The organism is Pseudomonas sp. LBUM1646, from assembly GCF_059716165.1.
Map to the genome: position 1 here is coordinate 2,841,660 of NZ_CP166810.1, position 26,190 is coordinate 2,867,849.

Annotated in this window: 30 protein-coding genes; 9 read left to right on the top strand and 21 right to left on the bottom strand. The window is 59.2% G+C overall.

The genetic code is table 11. The annotated features are described in order from the left end of the window. The first annotated feature begins 45 nt into the window (after window positions 1-45). Window positions 46-1,278 carry a nucleoside permease gene (locus ACA071_RS13105; RefSeq protein WP_497644727.1) on the top strand — a complete coding sequence of 411 codons (1,233 nt, stop codon included), beginning with the start codon at window positions 46-48 and terminating at the stop codon, window positions 1,276-1,278. Window positions 1,279-1,346: 68 nt separating this feature from the next. On the opposite strand, the gene ACA071_RS13110 is transcribed toward ACA071_RS13105, so the two are convergent. Continuing rightward, complete coding sequence (locus ACA071_RS13110; RefSeq protein ID WP_497644728.1) at window positions 1,347-2,183, bottom strand: NAD(P)H-binding protein; 837 nt, start codon at window positions 2,181-2,183, stop codon at window positions 1,347-1,349. Between the two features lie 156 nt (window positions 2,184-2,339). Between ACA071_RS13110 and ACA071_RS13115 the strand changes: the two genes are divergently transcribed. Next, window positions 2,340-3,026, top strand: a complete 687-nt coding sequence (locus ACA071_RS13115) for a TetR/AcrR family transcriptional regulator (RefSeq protein ID WP_497644729.1) — start codon at window positions 2,340-2,342, stop codon at window positions 3,024-3,026. Here the strand turns inward: ACA071_RS13115 and yghU are convergent. The 3 genes from yghU to ACA071_RS13130 all read right to left on the bottom strand — a co-directional run bounded on the left by yghU (window position 3,023) and on the right by ACA071_RS13130 (window position 6,115). Beyond that, a complete protein-coding gene (yghU, locus tag ACA071_RS13120; protein WP_497644730.1) occupies window positions 3,023-3,862 on the bottom strand; it encodes a glutathione-dependent disulfide-bond oxidoreductase in 840 nt (279 codons plus the stop codon). The genes ACA071_RS13115 and yghU overlap by 4 nt on opposite strands. Window positions 3,863-3,933: 71 nt before the next feature. After that, window positions 3,934-4,605, bottom strand: coding sequence for a class I SAM-dependent methyltransferase (locus ACA071_RS13125; protein WP_497644731.1), 672 nt, complete (start codon window positions 4,603-4,605; stop codon window positions 3,934-3,936). 94 nt (window positions 4,606-4,699) lie between these two features. Continuing rightward, window positions 4,700-6,115, bottom strand: a complete 1,416-nt coding sequence (locus ACA071_RS13130; RefSeq protein ID WP_497644732.1) for a purine-cytosine permease family protein — start codon at window positions 6,113-6,115, stop codon at window positions 4,700-4,702. Window positions 6,116-6,471: 356 nt separating this feature from the next. Here ACA071_RS13130 and ACA071_RS13135 point away from each other — a divergent pair, with 356 nt between their 5' ends. After that, window positions 6,472-7,383: a LysR family transcriptional regulator gene (locus tag ACA071_RS13135; RefSeq protein WP_497644733.1), complete on the top strand. Its 912-nt coding sequence runs from the start codon at window positions 6,472-6,474 to the stop codon at window positions 7,381-7,383. A 16-nt stretch (window positions 7,384-7,399) separates the two neighbouring features. Here ACA071_RS13135 and argE read toward each other — a convergent pair whose 3' ends face one another. The 4 genes from argE to ACA071_RS13155 all read right to left on the bottom strand — a co-directional run bounded on the left by argE (window position 7,400) and on the right by ACA071_RS13155 (window position 11,221). Next, window positions 7,400-8,548 carry an acetylornithine deacetylase gene (argE, locus tag ACA071_RS13140; protein WP_497644734.1) on the bottom strand — a complete coding sequence of 383 codons (1,149 nt, stop codon included), beginning with the start codon at window positions 8,546-8,548 and terminating at the stop codon, window positions 7,400-7,402. Then, window positions 8,545-9,222, bottom strand: a complete 678-nt coding sequence (locus tag ACA071_RS13145) for a DUF1028 domain-containing protein (protein ID WP_497644735.1) — start codon at window positions 9,220-9,222, stop codon at window positions 8,545-8,547. The genes argE and ACA071_RS13145 overlap by 4 nt, the downstream gene beginning before the upstream one ends. Before the next feature lie 215 nt (window positions 9,223-9,437). Then, entirely contained in the window at window positions 9,438-9,854 is a 417-nt protein-coding gene (locus tag ACA071_RS13150) for a RidA family protein (protein WP_497644736.1), read from the bottom strand. A 20-nt stretch (window positions 9,855-9,874) separates the two neighbouring features. Continuing rightward, window positions 9,875-11,221, bottom strand: a complete 1,347-nt coding sequence (locus ACA071_RS13155; RefSeq protein ID WP_497645303.1) for a flavin-containing monooxygenase — start codon at window positions 11,219-11,221, stop codon at window positions 9,875-9,877. A gap of 138 nt (window positions 11,222-11,359) precedes the next feature. On the opposite strand from ACA071_RS13155, the gene ACA071_RS13160 reads away from it, so the two are divergent. Continuing rightward, a complete protein-coding gene (locus ACA071_RS13160; RefSeq protein ID WP_497644737.1) occupies window positions 11,360-11,749 on the top strand; it encodes an ester cyclase in 390 nt (129 codons plus the stop codon). Between the two features lie 64 nt (window positions 11,750-11,813). Here the strand turns inward: ACA071_RS13160 and ACA071_RS13165 are convergent, their stop codons facing one another. The 4 genes from ACA071_RS13165 to ACA071_RS13180 all read right to left on the bottom strand — a co-directional run bounded on the left by ACA071_RS13165 (window position 11,814) and on the right by ACA071_RS13180 (window position 14,293). Continuing rightward, complete coding sequence (locus ACA071_RS13165; RefSeq protein WP_497644738.1) at window positions 11,814-12,245, bottom strand: hypothetical protein; 432 nt, start codon at window positions 12,243-12,245, stop codon at window positions 11,814-11,816. Window positions 12,246-12,417: 172 nt separating this feature from the next. Next, window positions 12,418-12,846, bottom strand: coding sequence for a nuclear transport factor 2 family protein (locus ACA071_RS13170; protein ID WP_497644739.1), 429 nt, complete (start codon window positions 12,844-12,846; stop codon window positions 12,418-12,420). A 2-nt stretch (window positions 12,847-12,848) separates the two neighbouring features. After that, entirely contained in the window at window positions 12,849-13,319 is a 471-nt protein-coding gene (locus ACA071_RS13175) for a hypothetical protein (RefSeq protein ID WP_497644740.1), read from the bottom strand. After that, window positions 13,295-14,293 (bottom strand): DMT family transporter, encoded by a 999-nt coding sequence (locus ACA071_RS13180; protein ID WP_497644741.1) that lies wholly within the window; start codon window positions 14,291-14,293, stop codon window positions 13,295-13,297. Before ACA071_RS13180 ends, ACA071_RS13175 begins: the two co-directional genes overlap by 25 nt. A 93-nt stretch (window positions 14,294-14,386) precedes the next feature. Here ACA071_RS13180 and ACA071_RS13185 point away from each other — a divergent pair, with 93 nt between their 5' ends. Genes ACA071_RS13185 through ACA071_RS13200 form a run of 4 tightly spaced genes read left to right on the top strand, consistent with a single transcriptional unit; the run spans window position 14,387 to window position 17,835 of the window. After that, window positions 14,387-15,295, top strand: a complete 909-nt coding sequence (locus ACA071_RS13185; RefSeq protein WP_497644742.1) for a LysR substrate-binding domain-containing protein — start codon at window positions 14,387-14,389, stop codon at window positions 15,293-15,295. A gap of 59 nt (window positions 15,296-15,354) precedes the next feature. Beyond that, on the top strand, window positions 15,355-16,968 hold the full coding sequence (locus ACA071_RS13190; protein ID WP_497644743.1) for a diguanylate cyclase domain-containing protein: 1,614 nt from the start codon (window positions 15,355-15,357) through the stop codon (window positions 16,966-16,968). Window positions 16,969-17,016: 48 nt separating this feature from the next. Continuing rightward, window positions 17,017-17,397, top strand: a complete 381-nt coding sequence (locus ACA071_RS13195; protein ID WP_497644744.1) for a hypothetical protein — start codon at window positions 17,017-17,019, stop codon at window positions 17,395-17,397. Window positions 17,398-17,412: 15 nt separating this feature from the next. Further along, entirely contained in the window at window positions 17,413-17,835 is a 423-nt protein-coding gene (locus tag ACA071_RS13200; RefSeq protein ID WP_497644745.1) for an HD domain-containing protein, read from the top strand. A gap of 40 nt (window positions 17,836-17,875) precedes the next feature. Here the strand turns inward: ACA071_RS13200 and ACA071_RS13205 are convergent, their stop codons facing one another. Further along, a complete protein-coding gene (locus ACA071_RS13205) occupies window positions 17,876-18,502 on the bottom strand; it encodes a TetR/AcrR family transcriptional regulator (protein WP_497644746.1) in 627 nt (208 codons plus the stop codon). A 119-nt stretch (window positions 18,503-18,621) separates the two neighbouring features. Here ACA071_RS13205 and ACA071_RS13210 point away from each other — a divergent pair, with 119 nt between their 5' ends. Continuing rightward, window positions 18,622-19,827 (top strand): MFS transporter, encoded by a 1,206-nt coding sequence (locus ACA071_RS13210; protein WP_497644747.1) that lies wholly within the window; start codon window positions 18,622-18,624, stop codon window positions 19,825-19,827. Window positions 19,828-19,853: 26 nt separating this feature from the next. Here the strand turns inward: ACA071_RS13210 and arsH are convergent, their stop codons facing one another. The 8 genes from arsH to ACA071_RS13250 form a co-directional block, all read right to left on the bottom strand. Then, window positions 19,854-20,543: an arsenical resistance protein ArsH gene (gene arsH, locus ACA071_RS13215; RefSeq protein WP_497644748.1), complete on the bottom strand. Its 690-nt coding sequence runs from the start codon at window positions 20,541-20,543 to the stop codon at window positions 19,854-19,856. Between the two features lie 12 nt (window positions 20,544-20,555). Then, a complete protein-coding gene (locus tag ACA071_RS13220) occupies window positions 20,556-21,026 on the bottom strand; it encodes an arsenate reductase ArsC (RefSeq protein ID WP_497644749.1) in 471 nt (156 codons plus the stop codon). A 22-nt stretch (window positions 21,027-21,048) separates the two neighbouring features. Continuing rightward, entirely contained in the window at window positions 21,049-22,332 is a 1,284-nt protein-coding gene (locus ACA071_RS13225; protein WP_497644750.1) for an arsenic transporter, read from the bottom strand. 23 nt (window positions 22,333-22,355) lie between these two features. Then, window positions 22,356-22,703 (bottom strand): metalloregulator ArsR/SmtB family transcription factor, encoded by a 348-nt coding sequence (locus tag ACA071_RS13230; protein ID WP_497644751.1) that lies wholly within the window; start codon window positions 22,701-22,703, stop codon window positions 22,356-22,358. Window positions 22,704-22,842: 139 nt separating this feature from the next. Continuing rightward, complete coding sequence (locus ACA071_RS13235; RefSeq protein ID WP_497644752.1) at window positions 22,843-23,133, bottom strand: DUF6124 family protein; 291 nt, start codon at window positions 23,131-23,133, stop codon at window positions 22,843-22,845. Window positions 23,134-23,315: 182 nt separating this feature from the next. Continuing rightward, a complete protein-coding gene (locus ACA071_RS13240; protein WP_497644753.1) occupies window positions 23,316-24,404 on the bottom strand; it encodes a DUF3396 domain-containing protein in 1,089 nt (362 codons plus the stop codon). A 15-nt stretch (window positions 24,405-24,419) separates the two neighbouring features. After that, a complete protein-coding gene (locus tag ACA071_RS13245) occupies window positions 24,420-25,121 on the bottom strand; it encodes a VRR-NUC domain-containing protein (protein WP_497644754.1) in 702 nt (233 codons plus the stop codon). Next, a complete protein-coding gene (locus ACA071_RS13250) occupies window positions 25,118-25,636 on the bottom strand; it encodes a PAAR domain-containing protein (protein ID WP_497644755.1) in 519 nt (172 codons plus the stop codon). Before ACA071_RS13250 ends, ACA071_RS13245 begins: the two co-directional genes overlap by 4 nt. Window positions 25,637-26,190 lie beyond the last annotated feature (554 nt).

The window sequence follows — 26,190 nt, forward strand, 5'->3', positions numbered from 1 at the left end:
TATGGCCCGCTCTCCAACAAGAAAAACAATAAGAAGGTGACTGTTATGACCACGATGACCGCGCGATTGAGCGCCATGATGTTCCTGCAGTTTTTTATCTGGGGTGGCTGGTTCGTCACCCTCGGGACGTTCCTTGCCAGTAACCTGGGCGCCAGCGGTGGGCAGATCGGCATGGCGTTCTCGACCCAATCCTGGGGCGCGATCATCGCGCCTTTTGTGATTGGCTTGATCGCCGACCGATTCTTCAATGCCGAGCGCATCCTCGCCGTGTTGCACCTGATCGGTGCCGTGTTGCTGTACCAGCTCTATCGCGCCCCGGACTTCAGCACGTTTTATCCGTTCGTGCTGGCCTACATGATGATCTACATGCCGACCCTGGCACTGGTCAATTCAGTCGCGTTCCGGCAGATGAGCGACCCGGCCCTGGAGTTTTCCCGCATCCGCGTGTGGGGCACCATTGGCTGGATTGTGGCGGGTGTGGTGATCAGTTTTGTATTCGCCTGGGACTCCCAGGCCGCCATCTCGTCCGGCGGCTTGCGCAATACCTTTTTGATGTCGGCGATAGCCTCCCTTGTGCTCGGGCTCTACAGCTTCACCTTGCCGCGCACTGCACCCCTGAAGCCTGAAGCGGGCAGTGGCGGCCTCAAGCAAATGCTCGGGCTGGATGCCTTGGGTTTGCTGAAGGATCGCAGCTACCTGGTGTTCTTCATCGCCTCCATTTTGATCTGCATTCCGCTGGCGTTTTATTACCAGAATGCCAATCCGTTCCTGGCGGAAATCGGCGTGACCAACCCTACGGCGAAAATGGCCATCGGGCAGGTTTCCGAAGTGCTGTTCATGCTCCTGCTGCCGCTGTTCATTCATCGCTTCGGTATCAAAATCGCGCTGCTGGTGGGGATGCTGGCGTGGGCCTTGCGCTACCTGCTGTTCGCCTACGGCAACAATGGCGACTTGGCGTTCATGCTGTTCACCGGTATCGCCTTGCACGGCATTTGCTACGATTTTTTCTTCGTTTCGGGCCAGATCTACACCGATGCCAAAGCCTCGGAACGCTTCAGAAGTTCCGCCCAAGGCCTGATTACCCTGGCGACCTACGGTCTGGGCATGTTGATTGGCTTCTGGGTAGCAGGGCAGGTGACCGACCACTACGCCTCGGCCAACAGCCATGACTGGACAAGCATCTGGCTGTTTCCGGCAGGCTTTGCGTTGGCGATCTTTTTCTGTTTTTCACTGGCCTTCAAGGGGCGGCAAGCGGCGGTTGTGCAATCGACTGTTTGACGACTGAAGTGACTGATGGCAGCCGATCAAGACGGGCCGCCATCGGTCCCATAGCGGTGAATTGGACGTTATCCTTCGCTGACCCAAACCCCAGTCGCCGCCGTGCGCCGGACATACTCGCTAAAGTCCTGCGCCGGCCGACCCAACGCACGCTGTACGCCATCGGCGACCGCTGTGTTACGGCCATCGAGCACGGTGGTGAACAGGTACAGCACCAGATCGATCACTTCTGCTGGCAGTTCTGCCTGTTCCAACGCTTGGCGATAATCATCCGGCGGTACTGAGGCGAACTGGATTTCGCGCTTTGTCTCACGGGCGATTTCTTCGACGGCTTCGGCAAACGTCAGCGCGCGTGGGCCGGTCAGTTCATAGAGTTGGCGTGAGTGTCCGGGTTGGGTCAGCGCCGCGACGGCGATTTCGGCAATGTCTTCGGCATCGATGAAAGGCTCGGCGATAGTGCCCACGGGGAGGACGAGTTCCCCTTGCTGAATAGGTTCGAAGAAGTGTGCTTCGCTGAAATTCTGGAAAAACCAACTGGCGCGCAGGATGGTCCAGTCGACGCCGCTGTTCTGTACGACCTGTTCGGCCTGTTCTGCTTCGATCTCACCGCGTCCGGACAGCAACACCAGTTTGCTGACGCCGCTGTTGACCGCCTGATCGGTGAATGCCTGAACCGTTTCGAGCGCGCCCGGGACGGCGAGGTCGGGTTGAAATGAAATGTACACCGCGTGAATGCCATCCAGCGCAGCGGCCCATGTGGTTCGATCTTCCCAGTCGAAGGCGGGGCTTGCCGTGCGAGAACCCAGGCGAACGGGCCGGCCGGCAGTTTCCAGTCGTTGGGCAATTCGCCGTCCGGTTTTGCCGGTGGCGCCGAGAATCAGGATGGTTTCTTGTTGGTTTTTCATCGTTTCATCTCCCTCGGGTTAATGTGAGTGACACTCACGTTTAAAAAGATGATAGACCCTCATGTTTTGCTGTCAACGGGCAGAATTGCGGAGCCCGACGGATGGGCGATGCTAAAGTGAGCCTATGTCATGTTCTCGTCCGGGAGAGTTACGCCAGTGCCCAAGAAAACCATCGAAGCCGTCGAACCGCCTGTTGCAGAGCCAGCGCGGCGCAATCCCACGCAGCAGCGCAGCCGTGAGAGGCAGGAGCGGATTCTCGCCGTCGCCACTGATTTGATCGCGAGCAAGGGCAGTGACCAGGTAAAGATGAGTGAGATTGCCGAGCGTTCAGAGATCTCGATCGGTTCGCTGTATCAGTACTTTCCGGACAAGAGCTCGGTGATTCGCACGCTGGCCGAGCGCTACAACGCCGAAAGCCGTCGCTGCATCGAAGAGGCGCTGGGCGCCGTCGAGGACGCGCAAGGACTGCGAACGGCGTATTCCGGGCTGCTCGATTTGTATTACGAGATCGTTCTGGCGACACCGGCCATGCGTGATATCTGGTCCGGGATGCAAGCGGACAAACAGCTCATGGCGCTGGAGTTGCAGGAGAGTCGTGTGGCGGGCGGGTTATTGAGCGATGCGATGCTGCGGGTGTTTCCGGGCAGCGATGCGCGGCAGGTTCGGGAATCTGCGTTTCTGATCTGGCATCTTGGGGAGGCGACCATGCGCCTGGCCGTTTCCTGTTCCCCGGAGGAGGGGCGCGGCTTGGTCGATGCCTTCAGATCCATGTCGTTGCGCGAAATCATGGCGCCGGTGGCCGGATCGAGTGAGCCCGATCCCGCCGCCGGCGAGATCAGCTAAACCAGATCTTCGGCCTGGTGCCGCTCTGGGACTTGGCTCGCCTCGTCGCCCCACGTGCGGTTGACGCGTTGCCCACGGATGACCGCAGGCCGGTTGGCGATCTCCTCGGCCCAGCGCTGCACATGGGTATATTCGTGTGCCGAAAGAAACTCCGCCGCCGAGTACACGTTGTCCCGTACCAGTTGGCCGTACCAGGGCCAGACCGCGATATCGGCGATGGTGTAGCTCTCACCGGCCAAGTAGCGGCTTTCACCGAGACGGCGATCGAGAACATCCAGCTGACGCTTGGCTTCCATCGTGAAGCGATTGATCGGGTACTCAAGCTTATCCGGCGCATAGGCGTAGAAATGCCCGAAGCCGCCGCCCAGGTAGGGCGCCGCACCCATTTGCCAGAACAGCCAGTTGAGGGTCTCGGTGCGTGCGGCCAGATCGGTCGGCAGGAAGGCGCCGAATTTTTCCGCCAGGTACAGCAGGATCGAACCGGACTCAAACACGCGAATCGCGGGCTCCACGCTGCGGTCCAGCAACGCCGGGATCTTCGAATTCGGGTTGATCTCGACAAAGCCGCTGGAGAACTGGTCGCCTTCGCCGATGCGGATCAGCCAGGCGTCGTACTCGGCGTCGGTATGCCCCAGTGCCAGCAACTCCTCGAGGAGGATGGTCACCTTTACGCCATTGGGCGTGGCCAGCGAATGAAGCTGCAACGGATGCTTGCCTAGCGGTAATGCCTTGTCATGGGTCGGCCCGGCAGTCGGGCGGTTGATGCTGGCGAATTGGCCCCCGGACGGCGCGTTATTTTTCCAGACCTTGGGCGGAACGTAGGACGCTTTGCTCATGAGACGAACCTTATCTAGTGTGCTTGCCGTGATCACGTGGATCGCGGATGGACAGTTCGTGGGGACAAGAATCACCCCCGTTGTTCGGCCACCAACAGCAACGACTGCGGCGCAGGGCTTTGCGGATGCTGCGGCTCCTGCAGGCCGGCCAGCCGAAAACCGGCCATGTCCAGCGCATTGAGCCAACTGGACAACGTGCGAAAGTACCACGGCATGGGGCGCCACTGCCCCTTGAACCCGGCGAAGGTCTCTTCCCGCCAGCCATCCTGATAGTCGCCCGCCGCCGCAGCCCACGGATGCAGCGTCTGGATCACCAGCGCGCCGCCAGGGGCGAGCAGGGCGTTCATGGCGGCGAGCAGCGGAATGATGTCCTGATGCAGCAGGGCAAAGTTGGCGCAGATCAAATCAAAGCCGCTGCCAATGTCCACCTTCGCTTCGACCAACTGTTCATAGCTCGCCACATGCACCGGCGAAGACCCCGCCGCCCGCGCCGCCTCGACCAACGTCCCATCGCCATCCACCCCGACCGCCTCGATGCCCCGTTTAGCCAAGGCACGCAACAGCCAACCCTCACCGCAACCCAGATCGAGCACGCGTTCGGGCTGCCGGCCCAGTATCGCCAGCAGGATGGCCTGGTCGGTGACCTGGACACGGCTTTCGAGAGTGCCGGTTCGGATGGCTTCGATCCAGGGCTGGGCGTTGTGGTGCCAGCTTTGGAGAAGGGTGGATTCGGGGCTGGGCATGTTGATGTCCGCAGTGGGTGTCTGGATGCAAGGATAGAAAAAACCCGCAACTCAGTGCGGGTTTTTTTTACGCTTGAAAGATCTGCGTTAGCGCTTACCCGGCGTTTGCCAGTTTCCCCGTCGACAACCGACGCTTGTAAGCACTGTCCCGACTCGCCAACCAGAAATACAACGGCGAAGTCACCAACAACCCCACCACCCAGGACAGATCCGCGCCATTGATGTGCTCGGAAATCGGCCCGACGTACAGCGGCGTGTTCATGAATGGAATCTGCACGATGATCCCGATCGCATAGGCCAACAGCGCCTGCGGGTTGTAGCGGCCATAGATCCCGCCATCGACGTGGAAGATCGAGTCGATGTCGTACTGTCCTTTGTGGATCGCGTAGAAGTCGATCAGGTTGATTGCGGTCCACGGCACCAGCACCACTAGCAGCACCAGCACCATGTCGACGAAGTGGCCGATGAAGTCGGCCGAGGCGCCGACGGCGGCGAAGCAGCAGGCGCCGAGGACGATGACCGAGAGCACGGCGCGGCTCTTGGCGGTGGGGATCCAGCGGTAGGCGAAGGTTTGGATCAGGGTGATCAGCGACAGCACGGCGCCGTAGAGGTTGAGGGCGTTGTGGCTGATGACGCTGAGCAGGAACAGCACCAGCATCAACGGGCCGATGGAGCCGGTGGCGAGTTTGACCGCGTCCATGGTGTCCATACCGACGGGTGTGGCGAGGACGGCGACGGCGCCGAAGATGAACGAGAGGCTGGAGCCGAGCACGGTGCCCAGATATGTCGTCCAGAACGTCGAGGCCACGGGCACGTCGGCCGGCAGGTAGCGCGAGTAGTCGGAGACGTACGGTGCGAAGGCGATCTGCCACAGCGCCGCCAGCGACACGGTGGCCAGCCAGCCGGAGATGTTGAAGCTGCCGCGGGTGAGGAAGTCGGCGGTTTGCACGTGGGTGAAGATGTAGCCGAAGCCGAGCACGATGCCGGCGCCGAGGACCCAGGTGCCGATGCGGTTGAGCACGTGGATGAAGCGGTAGCCGATGATGCCGATGATGCCCGAACCGAGGGCGCCGATGACGATGCCCACCGGTACCGGCACGCTGTCGACCACGCCGTGCAGGGACTTGCCGGCGAGGACGATGTTGGAGGCGAAGAAGCCGATGTACATGACCCCGGCGATCAGCACCACCAGCAGTGCACCGAGGGAGCCGAACTGGGCGCGGCTCTGGATCATCTGCGGGATGCCCATCTGCGGGCCTTGTGCCGAGTGCAGCGCCATCAGCACGCCGCCGACCAGATGCCCGACCAGAATGGCGACGATGCCCCACACCAGGTTCAGGTGAAACAGTTGCACGCCGAGGGCGCCGGTGACGATGGGCAGCGGCGCGATGTTGCCGCCGAACCAGAGGGTGAACAGGTCCCGGACCTTTCCATGGCGATCTTCCGGGGGAACGTAGCCGATCGTGTGTTTCTCGATCAGCGGGGCGGAGGTTGTTGCAGAGGTGACCATGACGAACTCCAAGGCAAAGTGAGTACGTGGACGTACTTCGGTGAGCGCCGCGTGGGCGACGCTTTTCTTGTTGGAGTGATGATGTGCAATGCACCGGGATAGATAAATTAGTAAGTTTGTTGCCTTAAACCTTAAAAAATATATGCCCGGGGTTTGGGTGGGTCCGGTATGTTCTGGGTGGATAAAGGGGCTTTGCGACACCCCGTTGACGGCGCCGCCCCGATCCCCGTAGGAGCTGCCGAAGGCTGCGATCTTTTGATTTTGCTTTTTAAGATCAAGATCAAAAGATCGCAGCCTTCGGCAGCTCCTACGGGGCGGTTTACAGCCATGGTTATTGTGTTTTCTGGAGAGTCCGCATGGCCGCTTACAACCTGCGACAGCTGCGCTATTTCGTCACCACCGCCGAGTGCGGCAGCGTGGCGGAGGCTTCGCGCAAGCTCTACATCGCCCAGCCGTCGGTGTCGACGGCGATCAAGCACTTGGAAGAAAGCTTCGGCGTGCAGTTGTTCATCCGGCATCACGCCCAAGGTGTTTCGCTGACGCCGAGTGGCTCGCGGTTTTACCGCAAGGCGCTGGAGTTGTTGCGGGTCGCGCACGAGTTTGAGCAGAACGCGCTGGCGGACAATGATGTGGTGGCGGGGCAGATCGATATCGGCTGCTTTGAGACCGTTGCGCCGCTGTACCTGCCACGCCTGATTGCCGGTTTCAAAGAGCGCTGGCCGGGAGTGGAAATCCGCATTCGCGATGGCGAACAGCAAGAACTGGTGCAGGCCCTGACCGCCGGCAGCATCGACCTGGCGATGCTCTTTGAGCACGATCTGGACAGCACGATTGAAACAGTGCCGCTGATGCCGCCGCAGCAGCCGTATGCCTTGCTGCCGGCGGACCATCGCTTTGCGCAACAAGCGAAAGTGTCGCTGGACGACCTGGTGTTGGAGCCGATGATTTTGCTCGACGTGGTGCCAAGCCGAACCTATTTCGTGAGCATTTTCGAAGAGCGCGGGCTGACCCCGCACATCGTCTTCAGCTCGCCTTCGATCGAAATGGTGCGGGGTATGGTCGGACGCGGTTTTGGCTTTTCGATTCTGGTGACCAAACCGTTTTCGCCGTACACCTATGACGGGCAAAAACTGGTGTGCATCCCTCTCGCGGAAACGGTGACGGGCTCGGGGTTGTCGGCGGCGTGGCTCAAAAGGTCGCAACTGACCAAACCGGTGCAGTTGTTCGTGGATTATTGCCAGGAAGAATTGGCCCGACTGTACACCTGAACGTCGGGCCTATGACTCAGCAGATCGACGCCAGCATCCGTTGCAGCAGGGCATCGCAGCCGTTCAATTGCTCAACGCTGACAAACTCGTCCGGCTTGTGACCCTGATCCATGCTGCCCGGACCGCAAACCACCGTTGGAATCCCTACCGCATCAAACAGTCCGCCTTCAGTGCCGAACGCCACTGTTCCAAACTCCCGTGAGCCCGAGAACGCAGCGATCAATTCAGCCGCTTCGCTGTGCGCATCAGTCGCCAGACCGGGGTACGCCGACAACTCACTGAAACGGATGGCACTCTGCTCGCTCACGGCGCGCATGCGTGGCAAGACCTGTTGCTCGGCGTAGGCCTGCAGTTCTTGTGCAACCAGACTCGGATCATGTGAGGGCAGGGCACGGACTTCAAAATCAAAACGGCAATCAGCGGGAACGATGTTCAACGCCTTGCCACCGGAAATCACCCCGGTTTGCACGGTGCTGAAGGGCGGGTCGAAACGGGCGTCGTGATGCTCCGGCGCCTTGAGCCGCTGGCCAATCCGGCCCAGTTCACCGATCAGCTCCGCAGCGTATTCAATCGCATTGACCCCCAGCGGCGCGTACGCCGAATGGCAGGCTTCGCCATGAATGTCGCAACGCATCGCCAGTTTGCCTTTATGACCCAACACCGGTTTGAGCTCGGTCGGTTCGCCAATGATGCACAGCATCGGTTTGACCGGGCGCTGTTCCAGCGCTTTGAGCAGCGAGCGAACGCCAAGGCAGCCCACTTCTTCATCGTAGGACAGCGCAATGTGCACCGGCCGTCGCAGCGTGACCTTCACCAGCGACGGCACCAGCGCGAGTACGCAAGCGATGTAGCCTTTCATGTCCGCCGTGCCGCGACCGTACAGCTTGCCGTCGCGTTCGGTGAGTTCGAAGGGCGCAACAGTCCACGGCTGGCCGTCGACGGGCACCACGTCGGTGTGCCCCGACAGCACGATGCCCGGCAGGTCTGCCGGGCCAATGGTTGCGAACAGATTGGCCTTGCTGCGCTGCTCGTTGTAGACCCGTTCGCAAGGCACATCAAAACCGGCAAGGTAGTCGCGGACAAACTCGATCAGGTGCAGGTTGGATTCGCGGCTTGTGGTGTCGAATGCCACCAACGCTTTCAGCAAATCGCGGCTGCTGCTCATCGCTCGTCTCCTGCAACGCCGTAGCCAGGGGATTTGTCCGGGGCCAGGGCGCGGTCGATGTAATCCTGAAGCTGCGGGCGATAGGCGTCCCACAACTGTCCCAATTGACCAATCGGGTCTTCATCGGCCCAATCCACCCGCAGGTTGATGATCGGCCAGGTCAGCTCACCAACCACCACCATGGCCGCCGAATGCACCGGCCCGGCTTCACCGCCCGCCGCGATAGCGGCTTTCATCGCCGCCAGCAAACGATCGGCCAGTTGACCCTCTCCCTGCTCGAACGCCTGCACCATGGCCTCGATCACCGAACGATCCGCCAGCATATTGCCGGCCGCCACGCATTGTTCGCCGGATACGGCGTTGTGGGTACCGAGGGTTTCCGAGCCGCTGAAATGCGCGGTGCGGCCGAGGTGGTCAATCGCGGTGACCTGGCGATATTGGCTGTAGCCGTTGCGGGTCAGGACTTTGTCCAGGGCATCCGCAGGCGCGAGGCCTTGCTCCATGAGGGCAAGGGTTTCCGGGCCGAGGGACGGCAGGGTGATATTTTGCGTCGAGACGGCGCCGACACCGGGCAACAGCCACGGGCAACGGGCGCCGACGGCGATGCTGGAGGAACTGATGGCGATGCCGAGCTGGCCGGTGTCGGGGCAGCGGGCGGTAATGGAGAAGGTCATGGTTTTGCTCCTTGATTAGCCTTGGAGAAGGGGGCACGCAACCTGTAGCAGCTGGCGAAGCCTGCGTTCGGCTGCGTTCGGCTGCGAAGCAGTCGCAAAACCTGAGCGCGCGGTCTTCCTGAAGAAACGCGTCGGCTGATTTCACGACTGCTTCGCAGCCGAACGCAGGCTTCGCCAGCTGCTACATAGAACGGCGTAACTAAGTCTTTCCCTGCTTACTCAGGAATTACCGCAATCACATCAATTTCCATCAACCACTGCGGCTGCCCCAACGCCGACACCACCAAACCGGTCGAGATCGGAAACACCCCTTTGAGCCACTTGCCGACTTCCTGATACACCGGCTCGCGGTAGCGCGGGTCGATCAGGTAGGTAGTGGTTTTCACAATGTGGCTCAGGTCGCTGCCGGCTTCTTCCAGCAGCTGTTTGACGTTACGCATGGCTTGCTCGGTTTGCGCGCGCGGGTCGCCGAGGCCCACCAGATTGCCATCGAAATCGGTACCAACCTGGCCGCGAACATAAACCGTGTTGCCGGCGCGGACCGCTTGGCACAGGTCATTGTCCAGGCTCTGGTTCGGGTAGGTTTCCTTGGTATTGAACATGCGAATGCGGGTATGGGTTGGTGTGGACATGTAAAGCTCCTGAAAAAGTATTAAGCGCTGACGATGGTTTTAGGGGCGACCTGGGCGACTTCGGCTTCACGCTGGTCGGCATCGCGGTAGTCGAGGTACGAACGCTGGATGGCGATGTGGTCAGCCACGTACTTGGCGTCATGCCAGACGCCCCAGATAAACGACGAGCCGCGCCGGGACTGCCATGGCAAGCCGAGGAAATACACGCCCGGTTCGCTCGACACCCCACGCTGGTGCTGCGGCTTGCCGTTGTCGTCGAACGCGTTGACCTTCAGCCAGCTGTAATCCGTGGCAAAACCGGTGGCCCAGATGATCGAAGTGACGCCAGCCTTGGCCAGGTCGAGTTGCAGGATCGGGTTTGTCACGCAGTCCGGGTCCGGGAAGGTATGCCGGGCTTCAGGTTCTTCCGGCAGGTCCAGGCCGTTGCGCTCGATGTAGGCGTCGGCGGCATCGAGCAGCGCCTTGTAGTTTTCATCGCCGCGCGCCAGGTTGTCCGCCAGGTTCGGCTGGAAGGTCGCGACGGCGCCGTTGAACGATTGAGTCAGGCCGACCAGCGTCATGCCGCGATGAGCCAGGCCACGGAAATCCACGGTGCGACCGCCGTGGGCGCCGCTGACGGCGATGGTCACGTGCTCGCGACCAGGCTTCATCGCCGCTTGATCCCATTCGCCAAGCACCCCCAGCCACCAGCAGAAATCACGGTTGCGATAGGCGCGAGGAGGGCGGTCATGGGCACCCACCGAGAGATAAACCTTCCTGCCAGCGCCTTGCAGTTCATCGGCAATCTGCACCCCCGACGACCCGGCGCCCACCACCAGCACCGCGCCTTCCGGCAACTGTTGCGGATTGCGGTATTCGGCGGAGTGGATCTGGGTGAATGGCGCATCTTTCGGCGCAATCGGCGGGATCACCGGGCGCTGGAACGGCCCGGTGGCAGCCACGACGCGATTGGCTTCGATCACGCCTTCGGAGGTTTCAATGGTGAAACCCGGCCGACCGACATTGCGCTCGACCTTCAGCACCTCCACGCCGGTGCGGACCGGGGCGTTGAACTTCTTGGCGTAGGCTTCGAAATAATCGGCCACCCGCTCTTTCGGGGCAAAGCCGTCAGGGCTCAGATCGTCAAACTCCATACCGGGAAAGCGATCGTGCCAGGCTGGACCATTGGCCACCAACGAATCCCAGCGCCCGGTGCGCCAGCGTTCAGCAATGCGATTGCGCTCCAGCACCAGGTGCGGCACACCGAGTTTGCTCAAATGTTCACTCATGGCCACGCCAGCCTGACCGGCGCCAACGATCAGCGTGTCTGTTTTTATTTTTTCAGTGGTCATCTTTTTACCCTTCGAAGTGGGAGTCAGGTCGGTTATGGCCTGCCATCGCTTGGGGTCAAGACTAGGGTTCACCCTGGTATCGGTAAAATATTATTAAGCTGGGAACTGAGCATAAATAACGGATGCAGAGGGTTGGGCTCTGGCTTTACAAGGCTGGAAGGGAGAGATTGAACAATGAACAAACAAACACTCAGCGACATCTATCGCGCCTACATCGACTGCCTCAACCGCCAGGACTGGCCAGCCCTGGGCCAACTTGTCGATGAAGATGTGCATTACAACGGCCGGCGAATCGGGCTGTCTGGTTATCGGGTGATGCTGGAGCGCGATTTCCGTTCGATCCCTGATCTGCGCTTCGTGATCGAACGGCTTATCGCCGACCCGCCGCATATCGCCGCCAGGCTGTGCTTTGATTGCACGCCGGTGGGGGAATTGTTCGGTTTACAGGTGAATGGGCGGCGGGTGGTATTCAGCGAGAACGTGTTTTATGAGTTCAAACACGGGAAAATCTGCAATGTCTGGTCGGTCATCGACAAGGCAGCGGTCGCAGCGCAAATCACTTAAAAGGGGACACCCATTAGCCATGACTGGAGACCGGCTAATGGGTGTCCCCATTTAAGGATATCGACTACTTCGCTTTCCAATGACCGCCACCCGACTCGCAATCAATCCTGGCTTGCTCGACGTGTTCTACGCCGTAGTAATACGTCGTCACCTGGGCATTGTCGGGAATGTTCAGCGACTTGGCGTTCTTGTCCTTGCTGGTGGAATGCGGGTTGGCCAGGGATTCCTGGGTCAACGTGGCGATGCAGGTGGCCTGGTAATGATCGGCGCAGTGCTCGACCTTCTTCTTGGTGCTGCTGAGTATGTCCTTGCTCTCGTTGCTGCATGACCAATCGATGGAATTCACCGGCATGCCTTCGTACTCATAACAACTATGGGTTTCGACGACGGGCACCGAAGGGCTTTCGGATCGGGTCAGCACGTCACAGCCTTCAGCCATGGCCCAGGCGGGGCTCAGGCTGGCGATCAAAAGCAGAAGCAGGCATCGACTGTTCATCGGCGTTTCCTCTTCAGTGGCGCTTGACCTGATCCAGGATCAGCGCTGATGAAGTTTCGAAAACGCAATGACGTGCGGGGTTCAATTCGTTTTTGATCCGCAGTGGTGGCGCGGGCAGGAAAACTGTGTGGCGAGGGGACAAGCCCCTAACCACAGGGGTGATAAGGAGTGATCAGGCTTTGCTGGCGGCCAGGTAGGCGCCAAGTCGGCTGCCCATTTCGGCTCCCAGGGCTTGCAAGCCACTCAATGGCCGGACCATTACTTCAAATTCAACGATTTTGCCTTCGTCATTGAACCGGATCATGTCGATCCCTTTTAACTCTTTTCCGCCAACCTGCGCGCTGAACTCGAGTACGACATTCAAGCCGTCCGCTGTCGCCAATTCGCGGTGGTATTCAAAATTCTCGAAGACATCGACCACGGTGTTCAGAATCATCGCCACCACGGCCGCGCCCGGATAAGGCGTGTGTGCCATGGGCGAGCGGAACACTGCCTTTGGGTCCAGCAATTCGGGCAAGGCTTTCAAGTCGCCCTTGTGGATCATGGCGTGCCACTGTTTCAAGGACTCTGCAGCTTTGGGATGCAGGTTCAGTTCAGACATCTTCAACTCCTTATTTTTGTTTTGGTCCGTAAATACTCAGCCATCGCAGCAAAGCGCTGGCGCGTTTCATGCTCGAAAATACGATTGACCAGCGGATCCAGCAACCCTCCCAGCCAACGCGGACGTAAACGGACGCTGAAGGTGTAGATCAACTCCGACCGGTTGTCACCCAGATCTCGATGGCGCATCGACGCGGACCACCACTCAAACACGCCTTCAGGCTCGACCAACAGGGCCGCGGCGACCTTTGCCGGTTGGAAGTTGACGAAACGGGTGCGCATGGAAAAGTAACGTTTCCAGCCCCGCCCTTCATTGAAGGTGATTGCACCGATGTAAGGATGACTGCCCCCGCCTTCGACGCCGGCGCGGGACAAGAGCGTGTCCCACTGCATGCGCACCGTATGATTGTGGAAGGCTTCGAATGCATCGGCCGCGCTGCCAGGCATGATCAGGGTGATTCGATGTTGGCGCATGCGTCGTCCTCGACGATTTTCGCCATCATGCCCCAGCGTGGAACCAGAATGATACGAACCGCCATCACCACGCCTACCAGAACGGCAGCAAGTCCCGAGGCTTCTAAAAGCGTCGGCAACCGGCCCTGAAACAACAGGCCGAGCACGCTGGCGAACAGCGATTCAAGGGCGATCAGTTGGCCGGACAGCACCATGGGCAGGCGACGGGACGCGGCGTTCCACGCCCAGGCCCCGGCGAACGACGACATCACCGCGATCACCAGCGCCCAAATGTACAAATGGCCGGCCACGGAAACGCTGAAACCCAGGGTCGGCAGCTTGAGCAGACCGAGCGCCTGCACCACCGGTAACAGGCACAAGGTGCCCATTCCGGCGCCCGCCATCATGAGTCCTGTCCAGACACCGGTCGCATTGGCCGGGAGTTTTTCCAGGGCCCTCTGGTTCAGCACGCTGAAGGCCAGCCACAAGGCCACGGCGCTGATTGAAAAAACCAGCCCCAGCAGCCACGAGCCGTTGACTGCGGCGGGTTGATGGAGGCTGCTGAGATTCGACAGCAAAAGCCCACCGGTCAAAAAAGCCAACGGCAGGGACAATCGGCGCCATTCGATGGTTTTTTTCGTGGCGTTGCCGAGCAGTGCCAACAGCACCGGCACCATCCCGATAAACGCGGGCGTCAGCACCGGGCCGCCAAAAATCACGCCGGCGGCAATACAACTGCTGTAGCCCAGGTAGCCGATGAGCCCCAGGCCTGCGGCAACAAATGGCTGGTCGCGACGCAGAAACCGCAGTTGGGCACGACAGAGCAGGACCACGCCGGCACCCAGCGCACCGGCGATCAGAAACCTGACGATCAACAAATCGAAGATGCTGTAGGCGCCGGTGACGTAGGCCGCCACGAAATTCAGCGCCCAGCTCAGGGTTGCGACCACGGCCAGGGTCACGCCGATGAAGATGTTTGTGGGAGCAGAGGTCATAGCGTGGTGTCCGCGAGGTATTCAGCGCATGTTGCACAGCGTCGTCGGTGTGCTACAAACGAGTTCTCGGTCCTGGATGCATAACCTCAGATTATGAATACCCTTGGGAAGTCATTACCGCCACTCGCCAGTTTGCTGCCGTTTGAAGCAGCGGCCCGACTGGAAAGTTTTTCAAAAGCCGCCGATGAATTGCACATCACGCAAGCGGCGATCAGCCGTCAGATCCGCGGGCTTGAAGAGAATCTGGGGCTGAAGCTCTTTTGCCGGCGCAATCGCGCGGTGTTCCTGACGGAGGAGGGTCGTGAGCTCGGCCGCGTGGTCAGCAGCGCGTTGCAAAGTATCCGCGACAGTGCGGTGACCTTGCGTGAATCACCGCGCAAAAACCGTGTCGTTTTACTCTGCCAGTTGTGCGAAGCGTTCTATTGGCTGATGCCGCGCCTGTCGACGTTCCACCAGCAATACCCGGATATCGAGATCCAGGTCGCGACCTCCACCCGACCACTGACTGAATTCAACGAGCACTTCGACGTTGCCTTGCAAAGCACCGGGCGCGCCAGCGGCTTGCATGTGCTGGCGTTCACCGCCGCCGATGAAGTGTTCCCCGTGTGCAGTCCCCATTACCTGTCGGCCCGACAATCGCTGCCTATCAGCGAACTTCGCATCCATACGCTGTTACACCATCGCGCCACGCCACCCCATTTGATGGAGTGGGACAGCTGGCTGCAGAGGTTTGGGCAGATGGTAGACAGCTATCCCAAGGGGGCCGTGTTCGACAGCTACCCCTTGATGCTTCAAGCCGCAGTGGAAGGGCATGGGATTGCCATGGGCTGGCGTCGAACCGCCGGCAAGCTGATTGACAGCGGGGCGCTGGTGCGACCTTGCGCCGAAAGTGTGCCTTTACCGGAGGCGATATCCGTTTACAGGCAACAGGGCGGGGAAGATCGGCTTGAGGTGCGTGCGCTGATTGGGTGGCTGGAAGAGGAATTGCTCAGTGAAAGCTGAAAGCGGCGCTCCCTGAAAACACCCCTCCAAAGCGCAGCGCTCTCGGATACACTCCAGTGATGCCAAAACATCATCATGCGCCGCTTGATCTCGCCCGAATCGGAAACAGCATCGTTACGCGACTGCTGCTACTGGCGCTGTGCATGGTCATTTTTGGCGCTGTCGTGCGCTATTACGTGTTAACCAATTTCCTGCGGGAAGATTTAAGCGCGGTAGTGGAAGGCCAGCAGTTAACGTTGGCCACCTATGTCGCCCGCGATATCGATAGCAAGATTGACCAGCGTCAGCGTTTGCTGGAGCACTTGGCCGCAGCCATCCCCGCCGAGCTGCTGACGCAACCCGAGCGGCTGCACGCATGGCTGAAAGAGCATTACGACTATCAAACGATGTTCACGGCCGGTTTGTTTATTGTGAACACTCAGGGGCGTTCACTCGCGAACTATCCCGATACCGATGACGTCGTGCCTGAGGACGTTCAGGCGGGTTTGACGGGGCGTTCATTTATCAGCCAACCGCGAGTGAGTGGTGCAACCAAAACGCCAATATTGCCCATGTCGGTGCCCATCAAGAATGCCCACGGAGAAGTCCAGGGCGTGCTGGTTGGCGTCACCGCGCTCGGCGCTTCCGGGCTTCTTGACTCGTTACTGTTGAGTCGCGTGAGTGATGCCTCGGGTGATTTCCTGCTGGTGTTCCCGGACAGTCAATTGTTCGTCGACTCCTTGCGGCTCGATGTCGAACTCAAGCCCACGTCGCCTCCCGGCGCCAACGAACTGCTTGATCGGGCGATGGCGGGGTTTCGCGGGGCAGGGTTGACGCTCAATGCCAAAGGCACCGAGGAAGTCGCCGCGATAGCCGCTGTCCCCAGTGCCGGCTGGTTCATCGTTGCCCGTTTGCCGACCAGCGAGGCGTTCGCCACGGTGACGCGAACCCAGCATTTTTTGCTGAAGGGTGCAGTGTTATCGATTTTGTTTTTCGCCACGTTCGCCTCCATCGGCTTGTATTTTGTCTTTCGTCATCTGTTTCGTGCCGCCACGCAGGCTGACCGCATGACTCGCGATGAAATGCCCCACGCGCCGTTGCCGGTTATTCGAAATGATGAAGTCGGGCATTTGATCTCGGCGTTCAATCGCTTGTTGGTCAAGCTGAATGACAAACAGGATGAACTTAAGAAAATTGCCCATCACGACACGCTGACGGGTTTATCCAACCGGCATCATCTCTCTGGCCAGCTTCGGCAGGTGCTGGCCCTGGCGCAGCGCAAAGAGACCCAGGTCGGTTTGTTGTTTATGGACCTCGATGGTTTCAAACACATCAATGACTCCCTGGGGCATGAGGCCGGTGATGAAGTGCTGCGTCAGGTGGCGCGGCGTTTTTCCAGTGTCGTGCGGGCGAGCGATACCCTGGCGCGCATCGGTGGTGACGAGTTTGTGGTGCTGCTGAGCGACCTTGGGGCCGATGCGGAAGAGACGCTCAGCAGCGTAGCGACGCAATGCATCGACGCATTGAGAGCACCGTTTTTCATTTCCGGCACGGTGTGCATCGTGGGTGTTTCGATTGGCATTGCGTTGGGCAACGGGCAAAGTTCTGCCGATACGCTGCTATTGGCCGCTGACCGAGTCATGTATCAAGCGAAGAAAACCGGGCGCGGTCGGTATGTGACGTACAAGCTTTAGGCCTTTAAGATGGCGGCTTTCCCCGATGACCAAGGATGGACAGTGGCCATGATCACAATCGGTAGTCAGAACAACGCTCCGACGCCGCAACATCAGCATCATGACGTTTATGTTTTTCACATCGACCCGTCCCGGCCCGACAAACCGTTGTGTTTCGAGCAGTCGATTGGCGGCGGGCATTGCGAGCAGGGCGGGGCGATATGGCTGGCGGTTGCGGAACTCGAGACCTGGCCCGGCGACTGGCGCCAGCACCTTAAAAAATCCGGTTGTGGCTGGGTGGCCGCACTGGTGGACGCCCATCCCGGTGCCGACCAGTCGACTATCGTCGCCATGATCCTCAAACAGCACGCCAAGCCTCCCAGCCTGTGGGGTTCAATCGCCGGCTGGTTCAAACGCAACTTTTCCATCACCGGCCGCTACGGCGTTTAATTCAGGAGCAACCCGATGAGCCAGACCCTGGAACGGGCGATTGCAATCGCCGCGGCCGCCCATGAAGGGCAGGTCGACAAGGGCGGATCGCCTTACATCCTGCATCCTTTGAAAGTCATGCTGCGGGTGACGACCCTGGAAGAACGGATCGTCGCCGTGCTGCATGACGTGGTCGAAGACACTGGCATCAGCCTCGAAACGCTGCGCCAGGAAGGCTTCAGCGAAACGGTGCTGACGGCCATTGAATCGGTCACCAAAGTGCCGGGCGAATCCTATGAAGCGTTCGTCGAGCGCGCGGCGCTGAACCCGATAGGTCGGGTGGTCAAACTCGCGGACCTGGAAGAGAACAGCGACTTGTCCCGGATTGCGCAGCCGTCGTGGGACGATCTGGAGCGGGTTGAGAAGTATCGGCGGGCGATTGGCGTGCTGCGGTCGTAACCCGCCAGGTCAATTTGCGAAGAGGTCTGGCGACAATGGTTTATCGCCGCCCCGTGGTGGCACTCAATGCATCCCACACCGCCATGACCTGAGTCACCGATGCATCCATCACCGCATGAGGAATCCCGTCTCTGGCCAGCGCCGTCAGGCCCAGCAGAAAGCTGTCAAACATGGCGGCCAGGGCTTTCGTATCGGTAGCGACCGGCAGTTCGCCCTGAGCGATCGCGCGTTCGATGCAGGCGATGATGCCCACCCGGTTGCGAGCCCTGGCTTCGGCCAGCGGTGCAGAAACGGCGGTGGGCTGTGCCGAGCAGGTGTGCATGACGCCCAGTGTCACCAGGCAGCCTGGCGGATGACCGGTTTCGCTCTGCATTTTGGCTGAGCGGCGCAGGGTCAATTCGATGGCTTCGCGCGGGGGCAGGCTCGTGTCGAACAACCCCTCGGTCACGCGGCCGTGGGTGTTTTGATAGCGCTCGACCACCTCTTGAAACAACGCCTCTTTGGAGCCGAACGCCGCATAGAAGCTGGGCGCAGAGATGCCGCCACCGATGGCACTCTTGAGCTGACTCAGCGACGTCGATTCATAGCCATGCTCCCAGAACAGATGCATCGCCTGTGTGATTGCCGTGTCACGGTCGAACGTGCGCGGGCGGCCCATCGTTGCCATGTTCACCTCCGTTTTTTCATGACTTAGATACTAGTCGATACAAAAGTCATTGACCATGCTCTTTGCGCGCTTTAGATTTATACCGATCAATACATAAGTGCGTAATCAGGAGCAAAGCAATGCAGGACAGTCAGCTTGAAAAACAACGGTTACCCCTCGGCGCGCTGCTGGCGCTGGCGATGACGGGGTTCATTTGCATTGTGACCGAGACCTTGCCCGCCGGGTTACTGCCCGAAATCAGCAGCGGTCTGAATGTGTCTCCCTCACTGGCCGGGCAGATGGTCACGGTCTATGCGCTGGGTTCATTGCTGGCGGCGATCCCGCTGACCATCGCCACCCAAGGTTGGCGGCGGCGCAATGTCTTGCTGCTGACGATTGTCGGTTTCCTCGTGTTCAATTCCATCACCGCCTGGTCATCGAGTTATGGCATTACGCTCATCGCGCGGTTCTTCGCCGGGGTGTCTGCCGGATTGGCCTGGAGCCTTCTGGCGGGGTATGCGCGACGTATGGTGGCGGTGCATCTTCAGGGGCGAGCCATGGCCGTGGCGATGGTGGGCGCGCCGATTGCGCTGTCGCTGGGCGTGCCGTTGGGCACTTGGCTTGGCGCTTTGGTGGGCTGGCGTACGGCGTTTGCGTTGATGTCGGTGCTGACGTTGGGGCTGATCGTCTGGGTGCTGGCGAAAGTCCCGGATTACCCCGGCCAGGCCGGTTCCGAGCGCATGCCGTTAGGCCAGGTGTTTTTCACCCCAGGTGTGCGCCCGGTCCTCGGGGTCGTGATGACCTGGATGCTGGCGCACAACATTCTCTATACCTACGTCGCGCCCTTCGTTACCCCGGCCGGACTGGGCAGCGATATCGATGTCGTGCTGCTGGTGTTCGGTATCGCCGCGCTGCTGAGTATCTGGATCACCGGGCGCCTGGTGGACCGGTACCTGCGCAACGCCGTATTACTCAGCCTCGCCACGTTCGCCGCCACAGCCTTTGTTTTCGGGTTCTTTTCCCAATCGGTGATTGTCATCTACGTCGGTACATTCGTCTGGGGCCTGACCTTCGGTGGCGCCGCGACACTGCTGCAAACCGCACTGGCTGATACGGCGGGCGAGGGCGCGGACGTCGCCTTGTCCATGAACGTGGTGGCCTGGAACGGCGCGATCGCCATCGCCGGTCTGTTCGGTGGTGTCCTTCTCGATCAGGTCGGTGTCGTGTCGTTTCCGTGGGTCTTGCTGGTGTTGTTACTGGCGGGGTTATGGATTGCCGTTGGCGCGCGGGTGCATGGTTTTCCGCAGGGGCAACGGCAAGGAGGCGCGGCGGTGGTCGGCCATTAATATGAGCGAGATTTACGGTGCCTGGTTCAAATCGAGCGCTGATTCACCCGTCGGGTCAGTTCCTCAGCCGTCTCCTTGCGCTCCGAATAGCGGTCAACCAGGTCCGGGCGATCGCGCAGCAGCAGCGTAAACTTCACCAATTCCTCCATCACATCCACCACCCGGTCGTAGAGCGCCGAGGGTTTCATGCGGTTGTCCTCGTCAAACTCCAAAAAGGCCTTCGGCACGGAGGATTGATTGGGGATGGTGAACATGCGCATCCAGCGCCCCAGGACGCGAAGCTGATTGACCACGTTGAAAGACTGGGAGCCGCCACACACCTGCATCACCGCCAGGGTCTTGCCCTGGGTCGGGCGAACCGCGCCGATGGCCAGCGGCACCCAGTCTATTTGTGCCTTGAACACCGCAGACATCGAGCCGTGACGTTCCGGCGAGCACCAGACCTGGCCTTCGGACCATTGCATCAGCTCAAGCAGTTCCTGCACTTTTGGATGATCGTTCGGCGCGTCGTCCGGCAGTGGCAAACCGGAGGGATTGAAAATCCGCGTCTCGGCACCGAAGTGTTCGAGCAAGCGCGCGGATTCTTCGACCATCAATCGACTGAATGATCGGGCGCGCGTCGAGCCGTACAACAGCAAAATCCGTGGTTTGTGTGGGCCGTTTTGATCAGGGGATTGAATCAGCGAGGTGTCGAGGTTGGGCAGCGGGTGAGTCATGGGGGGCTCCAGTTACAACGTGCTGATGCGGTCGAGTTCCCGCTTCAAGGCATCGCGATCAAGTTCGGCGAAGGGCAGGGCGAGAAAGGCCCGGCAGCGTGTTTCGATACGCGCCAGGGTCGAGTGGAAAGCGGCGGAGACGGCGGCTTCGTCGCCTGTCACATCTGATGGATCTTCCAGTCCCCAATGCGCTTTCAATGCTGGCCCGAAGTACACGGGGCACGCCTCACCGGCGGCCTTGTCGCAGACAGTGATGACGATGTCCGGCGGGTTGGCTTCGAAGGCGTCGTTGCCTTTGCTGCTCAAGCCGTCAATGGCGATCCCGGCTTCTTGCAGCGTGGTGAGGCTGCGTGGCAACACCTGGCCTTTGGGAAAACTGCCGGCGCTGACCGCCTCGAAACCCTGCGGCGCCAAGTGATTGAACATCGCTTCGGAGAGGATGCTGCGGCAGCTATTGGCGGTGCACATGAATAGAACTCGCATGGAAACTCCTGATGGACAAGGGTTAGAAACTTAGGCGCAGAGCCAGGGCAGATAAGGTAATGAACAGGATGGGCACGGTCAGCACGACACCGACCTTGAAGTAGTAACCCCAAGAAATACGCAGGCCTTTGCGTTCCAGGACGTGCAGCCAAAGGAGCGTCGCCAGGCTGCCGATCGGGGTGATTTTTGGCCCCAGGTCACAGCCAATGACGTTGCCGTAGATCATGGCGTCGCGCACCACGCCGGTGGCGTCACTGGCCTGGATGGATAACGCGCCCACTAATACCGTTGGCATGTTGTTCATGCCGGACGACAGCAATGCGGTCAGAAAACCAGTGCCCAGAGCGGCGCCCCACACGCCGTATTCGGCCAAGTGGTTGAGGGCATCCGTCAGGTAGGCGGTCAGGCCTGCGTTTTTCAGTCCGTAGACAACCAAGTACATGCCCAGTGAAAAGGTCACGACTTGCCAGGGCGCTTCGCGCAACACTCTGCGTGTGGAAATCACATGCCCACGTGCCGCTACGGCATATAGCGTTGCGGCACAGACAGCGGCGATTGCACTGACCGGAATACCCAGTGGCTCCAGTGCAAACAAACCGACCAGCAACACCACCAAAACACACCAGCCGAAACGAAAGGTCAGTGGATCTCGCACCGCAAGACGCGGGTCTTGAAGTTCTTCGACTTGGTAGTGCTGCGGTATATCGCGGCGGAAAAACAGGTACAGCGCGACCAGCGTCGCGGCCACTGCCACGAGGTTGACCGGAACCATCACCGAGGCGTATTGGCTGAAACCAAGGCCAAAGTAGTCGGCCGAAACGATATTCACCAGATTCGACACCACCAACGGCAGGCTGGCCGTGTCGGCGATAAAACCTGCAGCCATAACAAACGCCAGGGTTGAGGCAGGCGAAAAGCGCATCGCGATCAGCATCGAGATCACGATCGGGGTCAAGATCAGTGCCGCACCGTCATTGGCAAACAGGGCGGACACGGCTGCCCCGAGCAGTACCGTGAACGCGAACAGGCGACGCCCGTCGCCCTTGGCCCAGCGCGCCACATGCAAAGCCGCCCACTGAAAGAATCCCGCCTCATCCAGCAACAAGCTGATGACGATGACCGCGATAAACGTCGCGGTCGCGTTCCAGACAATGCCCCACACCAGGGGAATGTCGTCCAATGTCACCACGCCGGAAACCAGCGCCAGAACGGCACCCAAAGAAGCACTCCAGCCAACGCCCAAGCCCTTGGGCTGCCAGATGACCATCACAATCGTGAATAGAAAAATCGCTAACGCAATCAGCATAAGAACACTCGACGAAACAGGGGTCAGCAGCACGCTGCGGAATTGAGCGGACGGTCGCTCATCTGTCTGAGCCGGGCAGTGTTTTCCGCAAGCCAGTCGGCATTGGCGTGCAGCGTGGTTTCAAGCACCGCGCGCACCCAGTCGGGCAGTTCCGGGTTGAGCCGGTAATACACCCATTGACCCTGGCGTCGATCAAGCAGCAGGCCGCATGCCCGGAGTTGGGCCAGATGGCGGGAGATTTTCGGCTGGCTGTCATCCAGCGCGCAGACCAACTCGCAGACGCATAACTCGCCTTCACGGGTGATCAGCAGAGTGGCCCGGGCGCGGGTTTCGTCGGATAGGCATTTGTAGAGGGCTGGAGGACTGAGCATGGTGAGGCCGTAGATATGTGAAGGTCCGAATATACGGATATCCATATGTATTGAGCAAGCAACTTTTCAATACGGCTCTGGGCGCTTGGAGGTTCCCAAGTAGTGAGGGAGCAAGCCCCCTCACTGCAGCGCCTGGCGATTACCCAGGCTTGTGGTTATCCAGTACCCGGTTGGCCGCCAGCTCACCCATCAGGAGCGTCCGGTGCAGCACCAGCATCGTATGGCGTCGCGGGCCGTCCGTCAGCTCGACGAGATCGTTGACCATTGCGCGGGCCGACGACAGCGATTCGTAGATCTCAACCAGCAACGTTTCGTCATCCACCGCTGCGTCGATGGAGAAGCAGGTGCCGGATCTGCGGGGCGGTATCTGCGTTTTCGTCGCCCCGGGGTTGAGGTAGAACTTGAGTGCGCGGTCTGCCGCCAATTTCATTTTCTTGGGGTCAAGATCGAAAGAGGCGTCGTAGGGTACGGGATTGGTATCTGGGGGGGTTGGGTCTCAGGGGGAAGCGCACAGCCAATTGAACCTTGCTCAGTCTGGCCGACGCCCACTCATGCGATAGCGGCTTGGTTTATCTCGTCCGTTGTATCGGCGGCCGCGTCAGTTCATCTATTCTACAAGCGCCCCGGCAGAGTGTTTGTAGCATCCAAGCAGGGTTCGTCGCGAAGTAACTTGGCACGCCAGACGGGTATATCGTCTGCGTCCACATCTAAGCGCTTGAGCCACTGGTCCGCCGACCAGTCCACCAGCCGTAACTCGCCATCATGAGAGCCGCCGTGCAATGAACCCACAGTCTCGTAGCGGATGCCCTTGAGCACATGGTTCAGTAACACGTAAGCAGCCGGTTTCGGATCATTAGCATCACCGGCAAGGTACGGGTGCGCGCCGGCCTGGATCACCACACCGTTACCGTAGTCATAAAAGGCAAAATGGCTGGAAGGTAGCTGCGCACGTAGCCCCTCAAGACCGCCAACAAGATCCAGTCGCGCTTGGTCGAGCAGGGTCAGCCAACTGACAGTCTTGATTTTTGTGGGCTTGAACTCGGGGATATTAGCCAACAGACCTGCTGTTCCCGCATCCAAACCAGGCATGCGCGCCGCCATAAAGGCTTCAGTAGGCTCATTGCCATCCCGGTTGGTTACGGAGAGATTGAAGGCATGCCCCGCGTAGCCCTGCTCTGGAACCAATCGGCGCGCGGAGTCGAGGAATAAGCGTAGGAAGCTGAGAGGGTTTTGCTCTTGGTACAAAAGCGGTACTGAGAATTGCAGAACGCTTAGCTCATCCCCGATCTTAGCCGCCCATCCCCGCATACCAAAAACATCGAAGAGCCAAGCGCTAGCGTCATTTGATTGCTTGCCACTGAGGTAGTAGAAGCTGAGAAGGTCGTCTTCATCCATTGCTTCGACCATATCTCGTAGTGGCTTTGCGTTAGCATAGGTTGACAATGGCTTGCCTTGAGGAGGTTCTTCGCGCCAGAGCCAGGTGAGGTGGGGCTCAGCCAAGCGTTTGAAGTCGTCGAAGCACTGGCATAGCGCCTCGCGCACCAAGGGTGTATGGGCCTCCTTGAAATACAGCGTTCCTCGCAGGCAAAGTACTGCTCCGATATAGTTCTGGGGGCCGCCCTTCATCAATAGATGGCCGGGTATTTCCAGCAGGTGTGGTTGCTTGGCAAGTTCTTCGGCTACATTGAATTCCGGTTCCATGGGTGTTGCTCCTAGTCAGTAAGCGGGGATCATTGGCCGAGGGGAGCGGCCACGCGTCAGGATAAACATAACGCCACTCGCGATGGCAGCGGCCCATCCGAGCTGTTCCACTGGCACATTGGACTGCTGATTTTCCTGGCTACAGTCACATTCGGTGGATGTCATCTCAACGACCTTGCTTTTGTTGCCAGCAATTTTTGCATAATCCCGCGCCTGCTCCATATTCGGTGGGTCAGGTGGGAATTTCATCTCCACTACTTGCTTGATATTGTCCTGAGTTGGTGACTTGCTGGAATCCTTGACGATCACGACATCGGGTCGACGAATCATCCCTTTCCCGGACTTGAACGGTGGATGTTCTGGGTCTTCATTCCAGTACTTGTTGATCCAGCCCGGTATCCAGCTATGAGGGCTGTTCCCTGTTTGACTGTCGAGGATTGGCTGTGGTGGATTCTTGGTCATGTCGTAACTGACCTCGGGCTTATACGGACTACGCTTCTGGAGAATCTCGTCAAGCTCCCCAAGGCGCTGGGCCACACAGCCCTGTTTGAGATTCTTGCCATCTTGGCTGATGTTGGGTGTGCTGCTGCAATAGCAAATTGCCGAGCACAGTACTTTCTTGTCCTGGGGATCGAGCTTCGGCTTCAGGATGCCCACGGGGTTAGTCTTTCCTTCGGGGCTCATGCCACCCTGAGACAAGCCGGATTGGTCATTCATTCTTCGCCTCCCTGCACCAGGTCAATATGGATAGACTCCGACGCATCGTGCTTAACCCACGATGTCATGCCCTCGATATTTGTGGTGTCGAGCGCGCTCCAGCCGGCACTAGACCAGACCTTTACTTTGCGGCCAACGATGGGTTTGCCGGTTTCCTGATCTATGAGTTGAAAGCGTCCGGAGTAAGGGGCTGTGGAACTGCTCAATGGCACGATGGGGGTGAACGGGGTCGGTGTGAACATGTCGCCGATGATCACGGTTCCCGATCCACCGATGATCACGTTGCCATGTTCACCGACACTGCCGAGCGTTGCGGCAGGTTTTCCGTTGATGAAAACCGTCGATGACACGGCAGAGCTAATCGGGCTTCCGCAAGCAGATACATCACCTTGACGTGCTGCGGGCAAACAATCGAAGACGACGTCAGGAGAACCTTCGATTATAGGGTTGGTGCCATGCCCCGGCATTGGACATGCGGTAGGGTCAGTAACGCGGGCGGCGGGCTTTCCACTCATGATGCCTATCCTTGCAAAAGTGATTGGAGATCAAGAAAACATGTTGAGTTAACGAGTTAGGCTGTGAGAAGCCTTGATTCTTGATGTTCGCGCGAGAGGATACCGCGTATAAGAAATGACACTTTTCATTTAGGTCAGGACGCTCTCTGCTGAGCACCGTTCAACACACGTGCAGTAATAAGTTGGGTCAAGCCTGTGTAGGAAGAATCATTGAGGCGCTGGACTGTCGCACACCTAAAAATTGGGCCGCCGCAATCGTTCTTGTTTATTTGTGGGGCTGTACATTTGCCTACACCCTCATTCATTCGTGCCTAGGAAGGCCGCACGACATGCAGAACGTTCTTCTTTCATCCATTTTGTAAGAAGGTTGGTAAGTTGTGATTTGGTAAGTTTCATGTTCTCAGTTTTATTTAGATTAATAGCGTGTCACTTTGAACATAGATGAAAACTCCTTGTTACAGATTTTAAGGAGCCATCACCCTCGCTACCAAACGAAGGGTGGCGGCCATACGTGGGTTGGTAGACCGGCTGCAACAGGAAAACCCCGGCGCTCA

Coding starts and splice junctions, on each gene's coding strand:
- ACA071_RS13220 (WP_497644749.1), bottom strand. CDS start 21,026: ATGCGAGTTCTATTCATGTGCACCGCCAATAGCTGCCGCAGCATCCTC.
- ACA071_RS13135 (WP_497644733.1), top strand. CDS start 6,472: ATGGCCGCTTACAACCTGCGACAGCTGCGCTATTTCGTCACCACCGCC.
- ACA071_RS13175 (WP_497644740.1), bottom strand. CDS start 13,319: ATGCGCCAACATCGAATCACCCTGATCATGCCTGGCAGCGCGGCCGAT.
- ACA071_RS13145 (WP_497644735.1), bottom strand. CDS start 9,222: ATGACCTTCTCCATTACCGCCCGCTGCCCCGACACCGGCCAGCTCGGC.
- ACA071_RS13245 (WP_497644754.1), bottom strand. CDS start 25,121: ATGAATGACCAATCCGGCTTGTCTCAGGGTGGCATGAGCCCCGAAGGA.
- ACA071_RS13185 (WP_497644742.1), top strand. CDS start 14,387: ATGAATACCCTTGGGAAGTCATTACCGCCACTCGCCAGTTTGCTGCCG.
- ACA071_RS13205 (WP_497644746.1), bottom strand. CDS start 18,502: ATGGCAACGATGGGCCGCCCGCGCACGTTCGACCGTGACACGGCAATC.
- ACA071_RS13130 (WP_497644732.1), bottom strand. CDS start 6,115: ATGGTCACCTCTGCAACAACCTCCGCCCCGCTGATCGAGAAACACACG.
- ACA071_RS13250 (WP_497644755.1), bottom strand. CDS start 25,636: ATGAGTGGAAAGCCCGCCGCCCGCGTTACTGACCCTACCGCATGTCCA.
- yghU (WP_497644730.1), bottom strand. CDS start 3,862: ATGAGCAAAGCGTCCTACGTTCCGCCCAAGGTCTGGAAAAATAACGCG.
- ACA071_RS13170 (WP_497644739.1), bottom strand. CDS start 12,846: ATGTCTGAACTGAACCTGCATCCCAAAGCTGCAGAGTCCTTGAAACAG.
- ACA071_RS13165 (WP_497644738.1), bottom strand. CDS start 12,245: ATGAACAGTCGATGCCTGCTTCTGCTTTTGATCGCCAGCCTGAGCCCC.
- ACA071_RS13150 (WP_497644736.1), bottom strand. CDS start 9,854: ATGTCCACACCAACCCATACCCGCATTCGCATGTTCAATACCAAGGAA.
- ACA071_RS13195 (WP_497644744.1), top strand. CDS start 17,017: ATGATCACAATCGGTAGTCAGAACAACGCTCCGACGCCGCAACATCAG.
- ACA071_RS13125 (WP_497644731.1), bottom strand. CDS start 4,605: ATGCCCAGCCCCGAATCCACCCTTCTCCAAAGCTGGCACCACAACGCC.
- ACA071_RS13160 (WP_497644737.1), top strand. CDS start 11,360: ATGAACAAACAAACACTCAGCGACATCTATCGCGCCTACATCGACTGC.
- ACA071_RS13105 (WP_497644727.1), top strand. CDS start 46: ATGACCACGATGACCGCGCGATTGAGCGCCATGATGTTCCTGCAGTTT.
- argE (WP_497644734.1), bottom strand. CDS start 8,548: ATGAGCAGCAGCCGCGATTTGCTGAAAGCGTTGGTGGCATTCGACACC.
- arsH (WP_497644748.1), bottom strand. CDS start 20,543: ATGACTCACCCGCTGCCCAACCTCGACACCTCGCTGATTCAATCCCCT.
- ACA071_RS13235 (WP_497644752.1), bottom strand. CDS start 23,133: ATGAAATTGGCGGCAGACCGCGCACTCAAGTTCTACCTCAACCCCGGG.
- ACA071_RS13180 (WP_497644741.1), bottom strand. CDS start 14,293: ATGACCTCTGCTCCCACAAACATCTTCATCGGCGTGACCCTGGCCGTG.
- ACA071_RS13225 (WP_497644750.1), bottom strand. CDS start 22,332: ATGCTGATTGCGTTAGCGATTTTTCTATTCACGATTGTGATGGTCATC.
- ACA071_RS13190 (WP_497644743.1), top strand. CDS start 15,355: ATGCCAAAACATCATCATGCGCCGCTTGATCTCGCCCGAATCGGAAAC.
- ACA071_RS13110 (WP_497644728.1), bottom strand. CDS start 2,183: ATGAAAAACCAACAAGAAACCATCCTGATTCTCGGCGCCACCGGCAAA.
- ACA071_RS13210 (WP_497644747.1), top strand. CDS start 18,622: ATGCAGGACAGTCAGCTTGAAAAACAACGGTTACCCCTCGGCGCGCTG.
- ACA071_RS13200 (WP_497644745.1), top strand. CDS start 17,413: ATGAGCCAGACCCTGGAACGGGCGATTGCAATCGCCGCGGCCGCCCAT.
- ACA071_RS13230 (WP_497644751.1), bottom strand. CDS start 22,703: ATGCTCAGTCCTCCAGCCCTCTACAAATGCCTATCCGACGAAACCCGC.
- ACA071_RS13240 (WP_497644753.1), bottom strand. CDS start 24,404: ATGGAACCGGAATTCAATGTAGCCGAAGAACTTGCCAAGCAACCACAC.